Below are 14811 nucleotides of genomic sequence, written 5' to 3'. Positions count from 1 at the left end.
CGCAACCGTGGCTTCCACGAACGACCTCAAGAACGGCCTGGTGCTCAAGCTCGACGGAGGCCAGCTCTGGTCCGTCGTCGAGTTCCAGCACGTCAAGCCCGGCAAGGGCCCGGCCTTCGTGCGCACCAAGCTCAAGAACGTGCTCTCCGGCAAGGTCGTCGACAAGACGTTCAACGCCGGCGTGAAGGTCGAAACGGCCACCATCGACCGTCGCGACATGCAGTTCTCGTACATGGACGGCGAGTACTTCGTCTTCATGGACATGGACACGTACGACCAGCTCATGGTCGACCGCAAGGCTGTCGGCGACGCCGCCAACTTCCTGATCGAGGGCTTCACCGCCTCCGTCGCCCAGTACGAGGGCGAGGTGCTCTACGTCGAGCTGCCCGCCGCCGTCGAGCTGACCGTCCAGCACACCGACCCGGGCGTCCAGGGCGACCGCTCCACCGGCGGCACCAAGCCCGCCACGCTGGAGACCGGCTACGAGATCGGTGTCCCGCTCTTCATCACCACCGGTGAGAAGATCAAGGTCGACACCCGCACGGGCGACTACCTCGGCCGGGTGAACAGCTAACCGTGGCTGCTCGGAACACGGCCCGCAAGCGTGCCTTCCAGATCCTCTTCGAGGCCGATCAGCGCGGTGAGTCCGTGCAGACGGTCCTCGCGGACTGGGTGCGGCACTCGCGGACCGACAACCGTCAGCCGCCGGTCACCGAGTACACGATGGAGCTCGTCGAGGGGTACGCGCAGTACGCGGACCGGATCGACGACCTCATCGTGACCTATGCCGTGGACTGGGAGATCGACCGCATGCCGGTCGTCGACCGGAACATCCTGCGGCTCGGTGCGTACGAGCTGATCTGGGTGGACGGGACCCCGGACGCGGTGGTGATCGACGAGGCTGTCCAGCTCGCCAAGGAGTTCTCCACCGATGAATCCCCGTCCTTCGTGAACGGGCTGCTGGCCCGGTTCAAGGACCTCAAGCCGAACCTCCGCCGGGAGCAGTAGCCGCCGGTGGCGTTCAGCCGACGAAGGGCCCACGGTCACTCGACCGTGGGCCCTTCGGCATGAGGCGTCCGACCGCCGCGGACAGAAAAGCCGTGCCGGCGCGGGCGCCCGGACGGGCGACCCGCACCGGCACGGCGGTACGTTTCTCCAGAGGGCTGTCAGCCCTCCTCGTGGGCGACGGCGCGACGCGCGTCCGCGTCCAGCACGCCCCAGCTGATCAGCTGTTCCGTGAGCACGGACGGCGACTGGTCGTAGATCACGGCCAGCGTGCGCAGATCGTCCTGACGGATCGAGAGCACCTTGCCGTTGTAGTCACCGCGCTGACTCTGGATCGTCGCGGCATAGCGCTGCAGCGGTCCGGCCTTCTCCGGCGGGACGTGGGCGAGGCGCTCCAGGTCCAGGACAAGCTTCGGCGGCGGCTCGGCGGCACCGCCGGGCGTCGTACCGGGCAGGAGCTCCTGCACCGGAACCCCGTAGAAATCCGCGAGCTCGGCGAGGCGCTGCACGGTCACGGCACGGTCGCCGCGCTCGTACGAACCGACCACGACGGCCTTCCAGCGGCCCTGGGACTTCTCCTCCACGCCGTGGAGGGAGAGGCCCTGCTGGGTGCGGATGGCACGGAGTTTGGCCCCGAGCTGCTTTGCGTATTCGCTGGACATAAGGCTCCCCGGACGCTGGAACAGTGCGCGGCTCCGCCGCGTGGCTGGTAACTCACTGTGAGGTTACGCAGCGTTACTTGGATGCGTCAAGCCGAATGGTCCGGACCGGCACCTCCCGGGGCGTGACCTGGGCCCGGCGCAAGCCCTGGTAACGTTGATGACGCAATTTCGACGTCCTTTAAGGTCCGTCCAGTGAGGCGGAGAAGGAGGTCCGTTTCTTATGGACGCACAGCACGAAGCCACCGGCAACGCGGCACGCCCCGTTCTGGAGGCTCCCGACATCGCCCGGGTAATGACCCGGATCGCCCACGAGATCGTCGAACGCGCCAAGGGCGCCGACGACGTGGTGCTCCTCGGCATTCCGACGCGAGGTGTCTTCCTCGCCCGTCGGCTCGCCGAAAAACTCCAGGAGATCACCGGCCGGAAGATGCCGGTCGGCTCCCTCGACATCACCATGTACCGCGACGACCTTCGGCTGCGTCCGGCGCGCGCCCTGGCCCGCACCGAGATCCCCGGCGAGGGCATCGAGGGCCGTCTGGTCGTCCTCGTCGACGATGTCCTCTTCTCGGGCCGCACGATCCGCGCCGCGCTCGATGCGCTGGGCGACATCGGCCGCCCCCGCGCGGTCCAGCTCGCGGTCCTCGTCGACCGTGGGCACCGCGAACTTCCGATCCGTGCCGACTACGTCGGCAAGAACCTCCCCACGTCGCTGCGGGAGACGGTCAAGGTCCAGCTCGCCGAGGAGGACGGCCGCGACGCCGTGCTGCTCGGTGTCCAGCGGACCGCCCCGGCGGACGCGCAGTAGCCGCAGCACACCCATACGGGCGACGCCGAGCCCGTAGGGCGGTTTCCGCACGCCCGTATGCCTGAATCCTCCAGCCACCCGGAGAACACCCAGATGAAGCGTCACCTCATCTCGGCCGCCGACCTCACCCGCGACGACGCCGTCCTGATCCTCGACACCGCCGAGGAGATGGCACGGGTCGCGGACCGGCCGATCAAGAAGCTCCCGACCCTGCGCGGCCGTACTGTCGTCAACCTCTTCTTCGAGGACTCGACGCGTACCCGCATCTCCTTCGAGGCCGCCGCCAAGCGCCTCTCCGCCGATGTCATCAACTTCTCCGCGAAGGGCTCGTCCGTCTCCAAGGGCGAGTCGCTCAAGGACACCGCGCTGACCCTGGAGGCGATGGGCGCCGACGCCGTCGTCATCCGGCACGGCGCCTCCGGCGCCCCGTACCGCCTCGCCACGTCCGGCTGGATCGACGGCGCCGTCGTCAACGCCGGTGACGGCACCCACGAGCACCCCACCCAGGCTCTCCTGGACGCCTTCACCATGCGCCGCCGCCTGGTCGGGGCCGACGCCGGTCTCGGCCGGGACCTCGAAGGCCGCCGGATCACCATCGTCGGCGACATCCTGCACAGCCGGGTGGCCCGCTCCAACGTCCACCTGCTGACCACGCTCGGCGCCCGCGTCACTCTGGTGGCCCCGCCGACCCTCGTCCCGGTCGGCGTCGAGCAGTGGCCGTGCGAGGTCAGCTACGGCCTCGACGAGGTGCTGCCGAAGTCCGACGCGGTGATGATGCTTCGTGTGCAGCGCGAACGGATGAACGCCGCGTACTTCCCCACCGAGCGCGAGTACTCCCGCCGCTACGGCCTGGACGGCGACCGCATGGCGAAGATGCCCGAGCACGCCATCGTCATGCACCCCGGCCCGATGGTCCGCGGCATGGAGATCACCGCCGAGGTCGCCGACTCCGACCGGTGCACGGCCGTCGAGCAGGTGGCCAACGGCGTCTCGATCCGCATGGCCGTCCTGTACCTGCTGCTGGGCGGCTCCCAGCCCGCCGCCCCGGCCCACCCGTCGCCCGCCACCCCCGCCCGTACCGAGGAGAACAAGTAACCATGAGCAAGATCCTTATCCGCGGCGCGAAGATCCTTGGCGGCGAGGCCCAGGACGTCCTGATCGACGGCGAGACCATCGCGGCGGTCGGGACCGGGCTGGACGGCGGCGACGCGACCGTCATCGAGGCCGCGGGCCAGATCCTGCTGCCCGGCCTCGTCGACCTCCACACCCATCTGCGCGAGCCCGGCCGCGAGGACTCCGAGACCGTCCTCACCGGCACCAAGGCCGCGGCCGTCGGCGGCTTCACCGCCGTGCACGCCATGGCCAACACCTTCCCGGTCGCCGACACCGCCGGTGTCGTCGAGCAGGTCTGGCGGCTCGGCAAGGAGTCCGGCTACTGCGACGTGCAGCCGATCGGCGCCGTCACTGTCGGCCTGGAGGGCAAGAAGCTCGCCGAGCTCGGCGCCATGCACGACTCGGCCGCCGGGGTGAAGGTCTTCTCCGACGACGGCAAGTGCGTCGACGACGCGGTGATCATGCGCCGCGCGCTGGAGTACGTGAAGGCCTTCGACGGTGTGGTCGCCCAGCACGCCCAGGAGCCCCGCCTCACCGAGGGCGCCCAGATGAACGAGGGCGTCGTCTCCGCGGAACTCGGTCTCGGCGGCTGGCCCGCCGTCGCCGAGGAGTCGATCATCGCCCGCGACGTCCTGCTCGCCGCCCACGTCGGCTCCCGGGTGCACATCTGCCACCTGTCGACCGCCGGCTCCGTCGAGATCGTCCGCTGGGCCAAGTCCAAGGGCTGGGACGTCACCGCCGAGGTCACACCGCACCACCTGCTTCTCACCGACGAGCTCGTACGGTCCTACAACCCCGTCTACAAGGTGAACCCGCCGCTGCGCACGGAGGCCGACGTCATGGCCCTGCGCGAGGCGCTCGCGGACGGCACCATCGACTGCGTCGCCACCGACCACGCCCCGCACCCGCACGAGGACAAGGACTGCGAGTGGGCCGCCGCCGCCATGGGGATGGTGGGTCTGGAGACCGCGCTCTCCGTCGTCCAGCAGACGATGGTGGACACCGGCCTCATCGACTGGGCGGGCGTCGCCGACCGGATGTCGTTCCGCCCGGCCGCCATCGGCCGGCTCGACGGACACGGCCGGCCCGTCTCGGCCGGTGAGCCCGCCAACCTCACCCTGGTCGATCCGTCATACCGTGGTGTCGTGGACCCCGCGGGCTTCGCCTCCCGCAGCCGCAACACTCCCTACGAGGGTCGTGAGCTGCCGGGCCGAGTGACCCACACCTTCCTGCGGGGCCGTGCCACGGTCGTCGACGGGAAGCTCGCGTGACATCACTCACCCCCCTGTACCTCCAGCTCGCCGCCGAGCAGAAGTCGGCCGAAGTGACCGACTGGTCCGCTCGCATCAGCTGGGTCGTCGGACTGCTCGTCCTCATCGCCTTCGTCTACTGGCTGATGCGCCAGGGATGGAAGTGGCGCGGGAGCCTCCAGTCCGATCTGCCGGAACTCGAATCCACGCCCGAGGGGTTCGCGGACAGCGAGCCGCTGCTGACGCTGACCGGCCGGTACCACGCCTCGACGACCGCCGGACAGTGGCTCGACCGCATCGTCGCCCACGGCCTCGGCACCCGCAGCCGCGTCGAGCTGACCCTGACCGACCAGGGCCTCGACGTCGTACGACCCGGGGCAGCCGACTTCTTCGTACCGGCCGCCGCCCTGCGCGAGGCCCGGCTCGACAAGGGCATCGCCGGCAAGGTCCTCCCCGAGGGCGGCCTGTTGATCATCACCTGGGCGCACGGCGACAAGCTGATCGACTCCGGCTTCCGCTCCGACCGTTCGGCCGAGCACCCGGCCTGGGTCGAGGCCGTCAACCATCTCACCAGCTCTACGGAAGGCACCGCACGATGACGATCTCCACCCGGGGAGCCGGCAAGGCTCCCGCCGTACTCGTCCTGGAGGACGGCCGCGCCTTCCGCGGCCGTGCCTACGGGGCCGAGGGGGAGACCTTCGGCGAGGCGGTTTTCTCCACCGGCATGACCGGCTACCAGGAGACGCTGACCGACCCCTCCTACCACCGCCAGGTCGTCGTGATGACCGCCCCGCACGTCGGCAACACCGGTGTGAACGACGAGGACCCCGAGTCCGGACGCATCTGGGTCTCCGGCTACGTCGTCCGCGACCCCGCCCGGGTGCCGTCCAACTGGCGCTCGCGGCGCTCGCTCGACGAAGAGCTGGAGCGCCAGGGAGTCGTCGGCATCAGCGGCATCGACACCCGCGCCCTCACCCGCCACCTGCGCGAGCGCGGCGCCATGCGCGTCGGCATCTTCTCCGGCGACGCCCTCGCCGACGAGGCCGCGCTGCTGGCCCGCGTCCAGCAGGCCCCCGAGATGGTGGGTGCCGACCTCTCCACCGAGGTCGCCACCAAGGAGACGTACGTCGTCCCCGCGATCGGCACCAAGAGGTTCACCGTCGCCGCGATCGACCTCGGTATCAAGGGCATGACCCCGCACCGGATGGCCGAACGCGGCATCGAGGTGCACGTACTGCCCGCCACCGCCACCCTGGAGGAGGTGTACGCGGTCGAACCCGACGGCGTCTTCTTCTCCAACGGCCCCGGCGACCCGGCCACCGCCGACCACCCGGTCGCCGTGATGAAGGGCGTCCTGGAGCGCGGGACCCCGCTCTTCGGCATCTGCTTCGGCAACCAGATCCTGGGCCGCGCGCTCGGTTTCGGCACGTACAAGCTGAAGTACGGCCACCGCGGCATCAACCAGCCCGTGCAGGACCGCACGACCGGCAAGGTCGAGGTCACCGCGCACAACCACGGCTTCGCCGTCGACGCCCCGCTCGACCAGGTGTCCGACACGGAGTTCGGTCGTGCCGAGGTGTCCCACGTCTGCCTGAACGACCAGGTCGTCGAGGGACTCCAGCTCCTCGACCGACCGGCCTTCAGCGTCCAGTATCACCCCGAAGCGGCCGCGGGCCCGCACGACGCCGCGTACCTCTTCGACCGCTTCGTTTCCCTGATGGAGGGCCAGCGTGCCTAAGCGCTCCGATATCCAGTCCGTCCTGGTCATCGGCTCCGGCCCGATCGTCATCGGGCAGGCCGCCGAGTTCGACTACTCCGGCACCCAGGCCTGCCGCGTCCTCAAGGCCGAGGGCCTGCGTGTCATCCTGGTCAACTCCAATCCCGCGACGATCATGACCGACCCGGAGATCGCCGACGCCACCTACGTCGAGCCGATCACCCCCGAGTTCGTCGAGAAGATCATCGCCAAGGAGCGCCCGGACGCGCTGCTCCCGACCCTGGGCGGCCAGACCGCCCTCAATACCGCGATCTCGATGCACGAGAACGGCGTCCTGGAGAAGTACGGCGTCGAGCTCATCGGCGCCAATGTCGAGGCCATCAACAAGGGTGAGGACCGCGACCTCTTCAAGGGGGTCGTCGAGGCCGTCAACGCCAAGATCGGCCACGGCGAGTCCGCCCGCTCGGTCATCTGCCACTCCATGGACGACGTCCTGGCGGGCGTCGAGACGCTCGGCGGCTACCCCGTGGTCGTCCGACCCTCCTTCACCATGGGCGGCGCCGGCTCCGGCTTCGCCCACGACGAGGAGGAGCTGCGCCGCATCGCCGGTCAGGGCCTCACGCTCTCCCCGACCACCGAGGTGCTCCTGGAGGAGTCCATCCTCGGCTGGAAGGAGTACGAGCTGGAGCTGATGCGCGACAGGAACGACAACGTCGTGGTCGTCTGCTCCATCGAGAACTTCGACCCGATGGGCGTCCACACGGGTGACTCGATCACCGTCGCCCCGGCGATGACGCTCACCGACCGCGAGTACCAGCGGCTGCGCGACATCGGCATCGCGATCATCCGCGAGGTCGGCGTCGACACCGGCGGCTGCAACATCCAGTTCGCCATCGACCCGACCGACGGCCGGGTCATCGTGATCGAGATGAACCCGCGCGTCTCCCGCTCCTCGGCGCTCGCCTCGAAGGCCACCGGTTTCCCGATCGCCAAGATCGCCGCCAAGCTGGCTGTCGGCTACACGCTCGACGAGATCCCGAACGACATCACCGAGAAGACCCCCGCCTCCTTCGAACCGACCCTCGACTACGTCGTGGTCAAGGCCCCGCGGTTCGCCTTCGAGAAGTTCCCCTCCGCCGACTCCACCCTCACCACCACCATGAAGTCGGTGGGCGAGGCCATGGCGATCGGCCGGAACTTCACCGAGGCCCTCCAGAAGGCCCTGCGCTCCCTGGAGAAGAAGGGCTCGCAGTTCGCCTTCACCGGCGAGCCCGGCGACAAGGCCGAGCTGCTGGCCGAGGCGGTCCGCCCGACCGACGGCCGGATCAACACCGTCATGCAGGCGATCCGGGCCGGTGCCACCCAGGAGGAGGTCTTCGACGCCACGAAGATCGACCCCTGGTTCGTCGACCAGCTCTTCCTGATCAAGGAGATCGCCGACGAGCTGGCCGCCGCCGACGAGCTCGGCGCCGAACTGCTCGCCGAGGCCAAGCGGCACGGCTTCTCCGACGCCCAGATCGCCGACATCCGCAGCCTGCGCGAGGACGTCGTACGCGAGGTGCGGCACGCGCTGGGCATCCGCCCGGTCTACAAGACCGTCGACACCTGCGCCGCGGAGTTCGCCGCGAAGACGCCGTACTTCTACTCCAGTTATGACGAGGAGACCGAGGTCGCGGCCCGCACCAGGCCTGCGGTGATCATCCTGGGCTCCGGCCCCAACCGCATCGGTCAGGGCATCGAGTTCGACTACTCCTGCGTCCACGCCTCCTTCGCACTGAGCGACGCGGGCTACGAGACCGTGATGGTCAACTGCAACCCGGAGACCGTCTCCACCGACTACGACACCTCCGACCGTCTGTACTTCGAGCCGCTGACGCTGGAGGACGTGCTGGAGATCGTGCACGCCGAGTCCCTGGCGGGCCCGGTGGCCGGGGTCGTCGTCCAGCTCGGCGGCCAGACCCCGCTGGGTCTGTCCCAGGCGCTCAAGGACAACGGCGTACCGGTGGTCGGCACGTCTCCGGAGGCGATCCACGCCGCCGAGGACCGCGGCGCCTTCGGCCGCGTCCTGGCCGAGGCCGGACTCCCGGCCCCGAAGCACGGCACCGCCACCACGTTCGACGAGGCCAAGGGCATCGCCGACGAGATCGGCTACCCCGTCCTGGTACGCCCCAGCTACGTGCTCGGCGGCCGGGGCATGGAGATCGTGTACGACGAGACGCGGCTCTCCTCGTACATCGCCGAGTCCACCGAGATCAGCCCCACCCGGCCGGTCCTGGTCGACCGCTTCCTCGACGACGCGATCGAGATCGACGTCGACGCGCTCTACGACGGCACCGAGCTCTACCTCGGCGGCGTCATGGAGCACATCGAGGAGGCCGGTATCCACTCCGGCGACTCCGCCTGCGCGCTGCCCCCGATCACACTCGGCGGCTACGACATCAAGCGGCTGCGCGCCTCCACCGAGGGCATCGCCAAGGGCGTCGGCGTACGCGGACTGATCAACATCCAGTTCGCGCTCTCCGGCGACATCCTGTACGTCCTGGAGGCCAACCCGCGCGCCTCCCGGACCGTCCCCTTCACCTCGAAGGCGACCGCGGTCCCGCTCGCCAAGGCCGCCGCCCGGATCTCGCTGGGCGCGACCATCGCCGAGCTGCGCGCGGAGGGCCTGCTCCCGGCGAACGGCGACGGCGGCACCCTGCCGCTCGACGCGCCGATCTCGGTCAAGGAGGCCGTCATGCCGTGGTCGCGCTTCCGCGACATCCACGGCCGCGGCGTCGACACCGTCCTCGGCCCGGAGATGCGCTCCACCGGCGAGGTCATGGGCATCGACTCGGTGTTCGGCACGGCGTACGCCAAGTCGCAGGCTGGCGCCTACGGCCCGCTGCCCACCAAGGGCCGCGCCTTCATCTCGGTCGCCAACCGCGACAAGCGCTCGATGATCTTCCCGGCGCGTGAACTCGTCGCCCACGGCTTCGAGCTGCTCGCCACCTCCGGCACCGCCGAGGTCCTCAAGCGCAACGGCATCAACGCCACGACCGTGCGCAAGCAGTCGGAGGGCGTGGGCCCGCAGGGCGAGAAGACCATCGTCCAGCTGATCCACGACGGCGAGGTCGACCTGATCGTCAACACGCCGTACGGAACCGGTGGCCGGCTCGACGGCTACGAGATCCGTACCGCCGCCGTGGCCCGGTCCGTGCCGTGCCTGACGACGGTCCAGGCGCTCGCCGCCGCCGTCCAGGGCATCGACGCGCTCACCCACGGAGACGTCGGCGTCCGATCGCTCCAGGAACACGCGGAACACTTGACCGCGGCCCGCGACTAGCAGCAGGCAGGGGGACACCGGAAACGGTGTCCCCCTCTCTGTGAGGACACCGAGGACACCCCGATGTACAAATTCTTCTTCCAGCTGGTCTTCAAGCGGATGGACCCGGAACAGGCGCACCACCTGGCCTTCCGCTGGATCCGTCTCGCCGTACGCATCCCCGTACTGCGCACCTTCGTCGCCGCGGCGCTCGCTCCCCGCCACAAGGAACTGCGCACCGAGGCCCTCGGCCTGCGGATGCACGGCCCCTTCGGCCTCGCCGCAGGCTTCGACAAGAACGCCGTGGCGATCGACGGCATGGCGATGCTCGGCTTCGACCACGTCGAAATCGGCACGGTCACCGGCGAGCCGCAGCCCGGCAACCCCAGGAAGCGCCTCTTCCGCCTCCTCGCGGACCGCGCGCTGATCAACCGCATGGGCTTCAACAACGAGGGCTCGGCCGCCGTGGCCGCACGCCTGGGCGCCCGCAGGCCGGTCTTCAGGACCACGGTCGGCGTCAACATCGGCAAGACGAAGGTCGTGCCGGAGGCCGAAGCGGCCGACGACTACGTGAAGTCCACCGAGCGCCTCGCCGCCCACGCCGACTACCTCGTCGTGAACGTCTCCTCGCCCAACACCCCCGGTCTGCGCAACCTCCAGGCCACCGAGGCGCTCCGGCCGCTGCTCGGCGCGGTGCGCGAGGCGGCCGACCGGACCGTCACCGACCGGCGGGTCCCCCTGCTCGTCAAGATCGCCCCCGACCTCGCGGACGAGGACGTCGACGCCGTCGCCGATCTCGCGGTCGAGCTGGGTCTGGACGGCATCATCGCCACCAACACCACCATCGCCAGGGACGGCCTCGGCCTGAAGTCCTCGCCGTCCCTGGTCGCGGAGGCCGGCGGACTGTCCGGTGCGCCGCTCAAGGCACGGTCCCTGGAGGTCCTGAGCCGTCTGTACGCGCGAGTGGGCGACCGGATCACCCTGGTGGGTGTCGGGGGCATCGAGAACGCCGAGGACGCCTGGCAGCGCATCCTCGCCGGGGCCACCCTCGTCCAGGGCTACAGCGCCTTCATCTACGAGGGGCCCTTCTACGCCAGGGCGATCCACAAGGGCCTGGCCGCGCGCCTGGCCGCCTCCCCGTACGCCACCCTCGCCGAAGCCGTCGGCGCAGAAACCAGGAAGGCCACCGCATGATCCCGGAACCGTTCGGCGCACGCCTGCGCCGCGCCATGGACACCCGCGGCCCGCTCTGCGTCGGCATCGACCCGCACGCCTCGCTCCTCACCGCCTGGGGCCTGACCGACGATGTCGCGGGGCTGGAGCGCTTCACACGTACGGTCGTCGAGGCGCTGGCGGACCGGGTCGCCGTGCTCAAGCCGCAGTCCGCGTTCTTCGAGCGGTTCGGCTCGCGCGGCATCGCGGTCCTGGAGAAGGCCGTCGAGGAGGCGCGGGCGGCCGGCGCGCTCGTCCTGATGGACGCCAAGCGCGGTGACATCGGCTCCACCATGGGCGCCTACGCGGCGACCTATCTGGACCAGGAGTCGCCGCTGTTCTCGGACGCGGTCACCGTCTCGCCGTACCTGGGCTTCGGCTCCCTGCGCCCGGCGCTCGACGCGGCGGTGCTCTCCGGCGCGGGCGTCTTCGTGCTGGCCCTCACCTCCAACCCGGAGGGTGCGGAGGTGCAGCGTGCCACTGCCGCCGACGGCCGGCCGCTGGCCCAGCTGATGCTCGACCACATGGCCGCCGAGAACGAGGGGGCGACGCCGCTCGGCTCCGTCGGCGCGGTGGTCGGAGCCACACTCGGCGACGCGGGTGTGAATCTCGCCATCAACGGTCCGCTGCTCGCCCCCGGGATCGGTGCCCAGGGCGCGACGCCCGCGGATCTGCCGGGAGTCTTCGGCGACGCGGTGGGCAACGTACTGCCCAGTGTGAGCCGCGGCGTACTGAGCCGGGGGCCGGACGCGGCGGGGTTGCGCGCGGCCGCCGATCGGCTCACGGACGAGGTCCGGACGGCCGTCGCGGGTGGATGACCGGGCCACGTCCACAGCGTGTTGACTGAATCCTGACCAAAAAACTCGGTTGTTATGCCTGAAATGTCCTGGTCGGCCAAGGCTGACCAGGACTTTTCGTTGGTTCTCGCTGACTCGGGCGGTCTTGGCCGCTAGTCTCCGTCGAGAGCCGACGTACACGCGTTGTCCGTCGCTCACCTGGTGTGGAGCGTCCAGCTTCCGCACCGGTCCGTATCCGACAGATCGACATCCGAGGTGACGTAGGCGTGGCTCTTCCGCCCCTTACCCCTGAACAGCGCGCAGCCGCGCTCGAAAAGGCCGCCGCGGCTCGCCGGGAGCGGGCCGAGGTCAAGAATCGACTCAAGCACTCCGGCGCCTCCCTCCACGAGGTCATCAAGCAGGGCCAGGAGAACGACGTCATCGGGAAGATGAAGGTCTCCGCCCTCCTGGAGTCCCTGCCGGGCGTGGGCAAGGTCCGCGCCAAGCAGATCATGGAGCGGCTCGGCATCTCCGAGAGCCGCCGGGTCCGGGGTCTGGGCTCCAACCAGATCGCATCCCTGGAGCGTGAGTTCGGCAGCAAGGCGGCCTGAGGTTCTCGGGCACGCCCGAGAACCTGGATAATCGCTCCATGGCTGCAACATCCCGGGGGACGTCCCCCGTACCCCCGGACGTACGTCCGCGGCTGACCGTGCTCTCCGGCCCCTCAGGGGTCGGTAAGAGCACGGTCGTCGCTCATATGCGCAAGGCCCACCCCGAGGTATGGCTCTCGGTGTCGGCGACGACCCGCAAGCCGCGCCCCGGCGAGCGCAACGGCGTCCACTACTTCTTCGTGGACAACGACGAGTTCGACAAGCTGATCGCCAACGGCGAACTGCTGGAGTGGGCCGAGTTCGCCGGCAACCGGTACGGCACGCCCCGCCGCGCCGTGCTCGACCGCCTGGAGGCGGGCGAGCCGGTGCTGCTGGAGATCGATCTCCAGGGCGCGCGGCTGGTCCGGCAGTCGATGTCGGACGCCCGGCTCGTCTTCCTGGCCCCGCCGAGCTGGGAGGAGCTGGTGCGCCGGCTCACCGGTCGGGGCACCGAGTCCGCCGAGGTGATCGAGCGCCGGCTCGCCGCCGCCCGGATCGAACTGGCCGCCGAGTCCGAGTTCGATACGACACTGGTCAACACCTCCGTCGAGGACGTGGCGCGTGAGCTGCTAGCCTTGATGATGGATTCTCCCGGCCACCGCGCGGGCAGCGACTGACGCAGCCGGCATGGGCGGTACCACGGAATTCCGCACCGTCAAAGGTTTCTTTGATCTTTACCCCCTTCGGAAGGCAGAGAGTGTCCTCTTCCATCACCACGCCCGAGGGCATCATCAACCCGCCGATTGATGAGCTCCTTGAGGCCACCGACTCGAAGTACAGCCTCGTGATCTACGCCGCCAAGCGCGCGCGTCAGATCAACGCGTACTACTCGCAGCTCGGCGAAGGTCTCCTGGAGTACGTCGGTCCGCTCGTCGACACCCACGTGCACGAGAAGCCGCTCTCGATCGCGCTCCGCGAGATCAACGCGGGCCTGCTCACCTCCGAGGCCATCGAGGGCCCCGCGCAGTAAGCAGGAGTTGCACCTTCACCACAGGCCCGGCGGCCGCGACCGCCGGGCCTGTGGTGTGCCCGGGGCGACAGCACCGGGCCGGGGGCGGTGAGGCAGCATGGGGGTGTTCGTATCCGAGTGCGGGGAGACGCAGTGGAGAAGCCGAAGGTCGTTCTTGGGGTCAGCGGGGGCATCGCCGCGTACAAGGCGTGCGAGCTGCTGCGCCGGCTGACCGAGTCCGGTCACGACGTCAGGGTCGTCCCGACCGAGTCGGCGCTGCACTTCGTGGGGGCGGCCACCTGGTCGGCGCTCTCCGGCTACCCGGTCGCCACGGAGGTCTGGAACGACGTCCACGAGGTGCCGCACGTCAGGACCGGTCAGAGCGCCGACCTGGTCGTCGTCGCCCCCGCCACCGCAGACATGCTCGCCAAGGCCGCCCACGGTCTCGCCGACGACCTGCTCACCAACACGCTCCTCACCGCCCGCTGTCCGGTCGTCTTCGCGCCCGCCATGCACACCGAGATGTGGGAACACCCGGCCACCCGGGAGAACGTGGCCACGCTGCGCCGCCGCGGCGCCGTCGTCATCGAACCCGCCGTCGGCCGGCTGACCGGCGTCGACACCGGCAAGGGCAGGCTCCCCGACCCCGGGGAGATCTTCGAGGTGTGCCGCCGGGTGCTGACCCGCGGGCCCGCCGAACCCGATCTGGCGGGCCGACACGTCGTGATCAGCGCGGGCGGTACGCGGGAGCCCCTCGACCCGGTGCGCTACCTCGGCAACCGCTCCTCCGGCAAGCAGGGCTACGCACTGGCGCGCACCGCGGTCGCCCGCGGTGCCCGGGTCACGCTGATCGAGGCCAACACCGGCCTGCCCGATCCGGCCGGTGCCGACGTCCGGCACGCCGGGACCGCCGTACAGCTGCGCGAAGCCGTGCTGAAGGCAGCCGCGGACGCCGATGTGGTCGTGATGGCGGCGGCGGTCGCCGACTTCCGGCCCGCCGAGTACGCGCCTGGGAAGATCAAGAAGAAGGACGGCCAGGAGCCCGCGCCCATCACGCTCGTCCGGAATCCCGACATCCTTGCCGAGGTCGCCGGTGCGCGCGCCCGGCCGGACCAGATCGTCGTCGGTTTCGCCGCCGAGACCGACAACGTCCTCGCCAACGGCCGGGAGAAGCTCCGCCGCAAGGGCTGCGATCTCCTCGTCGTCAACGAGGTCGGTGAGCGCAGGACCTTCGGCTCCGAGGAGAACGAAGCGGTGGTGCTCGCGGCCGACGGCGGCGAGACGCCGGTGCCGCACGGTCCCAAGGAGGCGCTGGCCGACACGGTCTGGGATCTCGTGTCGTCGCGATGGGCATGAATTTCTCGATTCGCG

General features: G+C 69.9%; 15 protein-coding genes. 14 read left to right on the top strand and 1 reads right to left on the bottom strand.

Annotation, left to right across the window (positions count from 1 at the left end):
• Positions 1 to 7: 7 nt before the first annotated feature.
• Together efp and nusB are read left to right on the top strand one after the other, a co-directional pair.
• On the top strand, positions 8 to 574 hold the full coding sequence (gene efp / locus ABZ826_RS07955; protein WP_361443928.1) for an elongation factor P: 567 nt from the start codon (positions 8 to 10) through the stop codon (positions 572 to 574).
• A gap of 2 nt (positions 575 to 576) precedes the next feature.
• Positions 577 to 1008, top strand: a complete 432-nt coding sequence (gene nusB / locus ABZ826_RS07950) for a transcription antitermination factor NusB (protein ID WP_361443925.1) — start codon at positions 577 to 579, stop codon at positions 1006 to 1008.
• 158 nt (positions 1009 to 1166) lie between these two features.
• Here the strand turns inward: nusB and bldD are convergent, their stop codons facing one another.
• Positions 1167 to 1667: a transcriptional regulator BldD gene (gene bldD, locus ABZ826_RS07945; protein ID WP_014044812.1), complete on the bottom strand. Its 501-nt coding sequence runs from the start codon at positions 1665 to 1667 to the stop codon at positions 1167 to 1169.
• A gap of 220 nt (positions 1668 to 1887) precedes the next feature.
• Here bldD and pyrR point away from each other — a divergent pair, with 220 nt between their 5' ends.
• From pyrR to coaBC, 12 genes are all read left to right on the top strand, one after another.
• Complete coding sequence (gene pyrR, locus ABZ826_RS07940) at positions 1888 to 2472, top strand: bifunctional pyr operon transcriptional regulator/uracil phosphoribosyltransferase PyrR (protein ID WP_361443922.1); 585 nt, start codon at positions 1888 to 1890, stop codon at positions 2470 to 2472.
• Between the two features lie 93 nt (positions 2473 to 2565).
• Positions 2566 to 3567 (top strand): aspartate carbamoyltransferase catalytic subunit, encoded by a 1002-nt coding sequence (locus ABZ826_RS07935; RefSeq protein ID WP_361444370.1) that lies wholly within the window; start codon positions 2566 to 2568, stop codon positions 3565 to 3567.
• Positions 3568 to 3569: 2 nt separating this feature from the next.
• Positions 3570 to 4856 carry a dihydroorotase gene (locus tag ABZ826_RS07930; RefSeq protein ID WP_361443919.1) on the top strand — a complete coding sequence of 429 codons (1287 nt, stop codon included), beginning with the start codon at positions 3570 to 3572 and terminating at the stop codon, positions 4854 to 4856.
• Complete coding sequence (locus ABZ826_RS07925; protein ID WP_361443916.1) at positions 4853 to 5434, top strand: hypothetical protein; 582 nt, start codon at positions 4853 to 4855, stop codon at positions 5432 to 5434. The genes ABZ826_RS07930 and ABZ826_RS07925 overlap by 4 nt, the downstream gene beginning before the upstream one ends.
• Entirely contained in the window at positions 5431 to 6573 is a 1143-nt protein-coding gene (carA, locus tag ABZ826_RS07920; RefSeq protein WP_361443913.1) for a glutamine-hydrolyzing carbamoyl-phosphate synthase small subunit, read from the top strand. Before ABZ826_RS07925 ends, carA begins: the two co-directional genes overlap by 4 nt.
• Positions 6566 to 9874, top strand: coding sequence for a carbamoyl-phosphate synthase large subunit (gene carB / locus ABZ826_RS07915; protein ID WP_361443910.1), 3309 nt, complete (start codon positions 6566 to 6568; stop codon positions 9872 to 9874). The genes carA and carB overlap by 8 nt, the downstream gene beginning before the upstream one ends.
• Positions 9875 to 9937: 63 nt before the next feature.
• The gene (locus ABZ826_RS07910) at positions 9938 to 11047 is read left to right on the top strand and encodes a quinone-dependent dihydroorotate dehydrogenase (RefSeq protein WP_361443907.1); all 1110 of its coding nucleotides are present in this window, start codon (positions 9938 to 9940) and stop codon (positions 11045 to 11047) included.
• Complete coding sequence (pyrF, locus tag ABZ826_RS07905; RefSeq protein WP_361443904.1) at positions 11044 to 11883, top strand: orotidine-5'-phosphate decarboxylase; 840 nt, start codon at positions 11044 to 11046, stop codon at positions 11881 to 11883. The genes ABZ826_RS07910 and pyrF overlap by 4 nt, the downstream gene beginning before the upstream one ends.
• 245 nt (positions 11884 to 12128) lie before the next feature.
• Positions 12129 to 12452, top strand: coding sequence for an integration host factor (locus ABZ826_RS07900; protein ID WP_099197641.1), 324 nt, complete (start codon positions 12129 to 12131; stop codon positions 12450 to 12452).
• A gap of 38 nt (positions 12453 to 12490) precedes the next feature.
• A complete protein-coding gene (gene gmk / locus ABZ826_RS07895) occupies positions 12491 to 13108 on the top strand; it encodes a guanylate kinase (RefSeq protein WP_361443900.1) in 618 nt (205 codons plus the stop codon).
• A gap of 80 nt (positions 13109 to 13188) precedes the next feature.
• Complete coding sequence (rpoZ, locus tag ABZ826_RS07890; RefSeq protein ID WP_003970369.1) at positions 13189 to 13461, top strand: DNA-directed RNA polymerase subunit omega; 273 nt, start codon at positions 13189 to 13191, stop codon at positions 13459 to 13461.
• 132 nt (positions 13462 to 13593) lie between these two features.
• Positions 13594 to 14796, top strand: coding sequence for a bifunctional phosphopantothenoylcysteine decarboxylase/phosphopantothenate--cysteine ligase CoaBC (gene coaBC, locus ABZ826_RS07885; protein WP_361443897.1), 1203 nt, complete (start codon positions 13594 to 13596; stop codon positions 14794 to 14796).
• Positions 14797 to 14811 lie beyond the last annotated feature (15 nt).

The sequence above is a fragment of the Streptomyces sp. NPDC047515 genome, from assembly GCF_040643055.1.
Lineage (GTDB): Bacteria > Actinomycetota > Actinomycetes > Streptomycetales > Streptomycetaceae > Streptomyces.
This window is presented reverse-complemented; position numbering and strand designations above follow the sequence as displayed.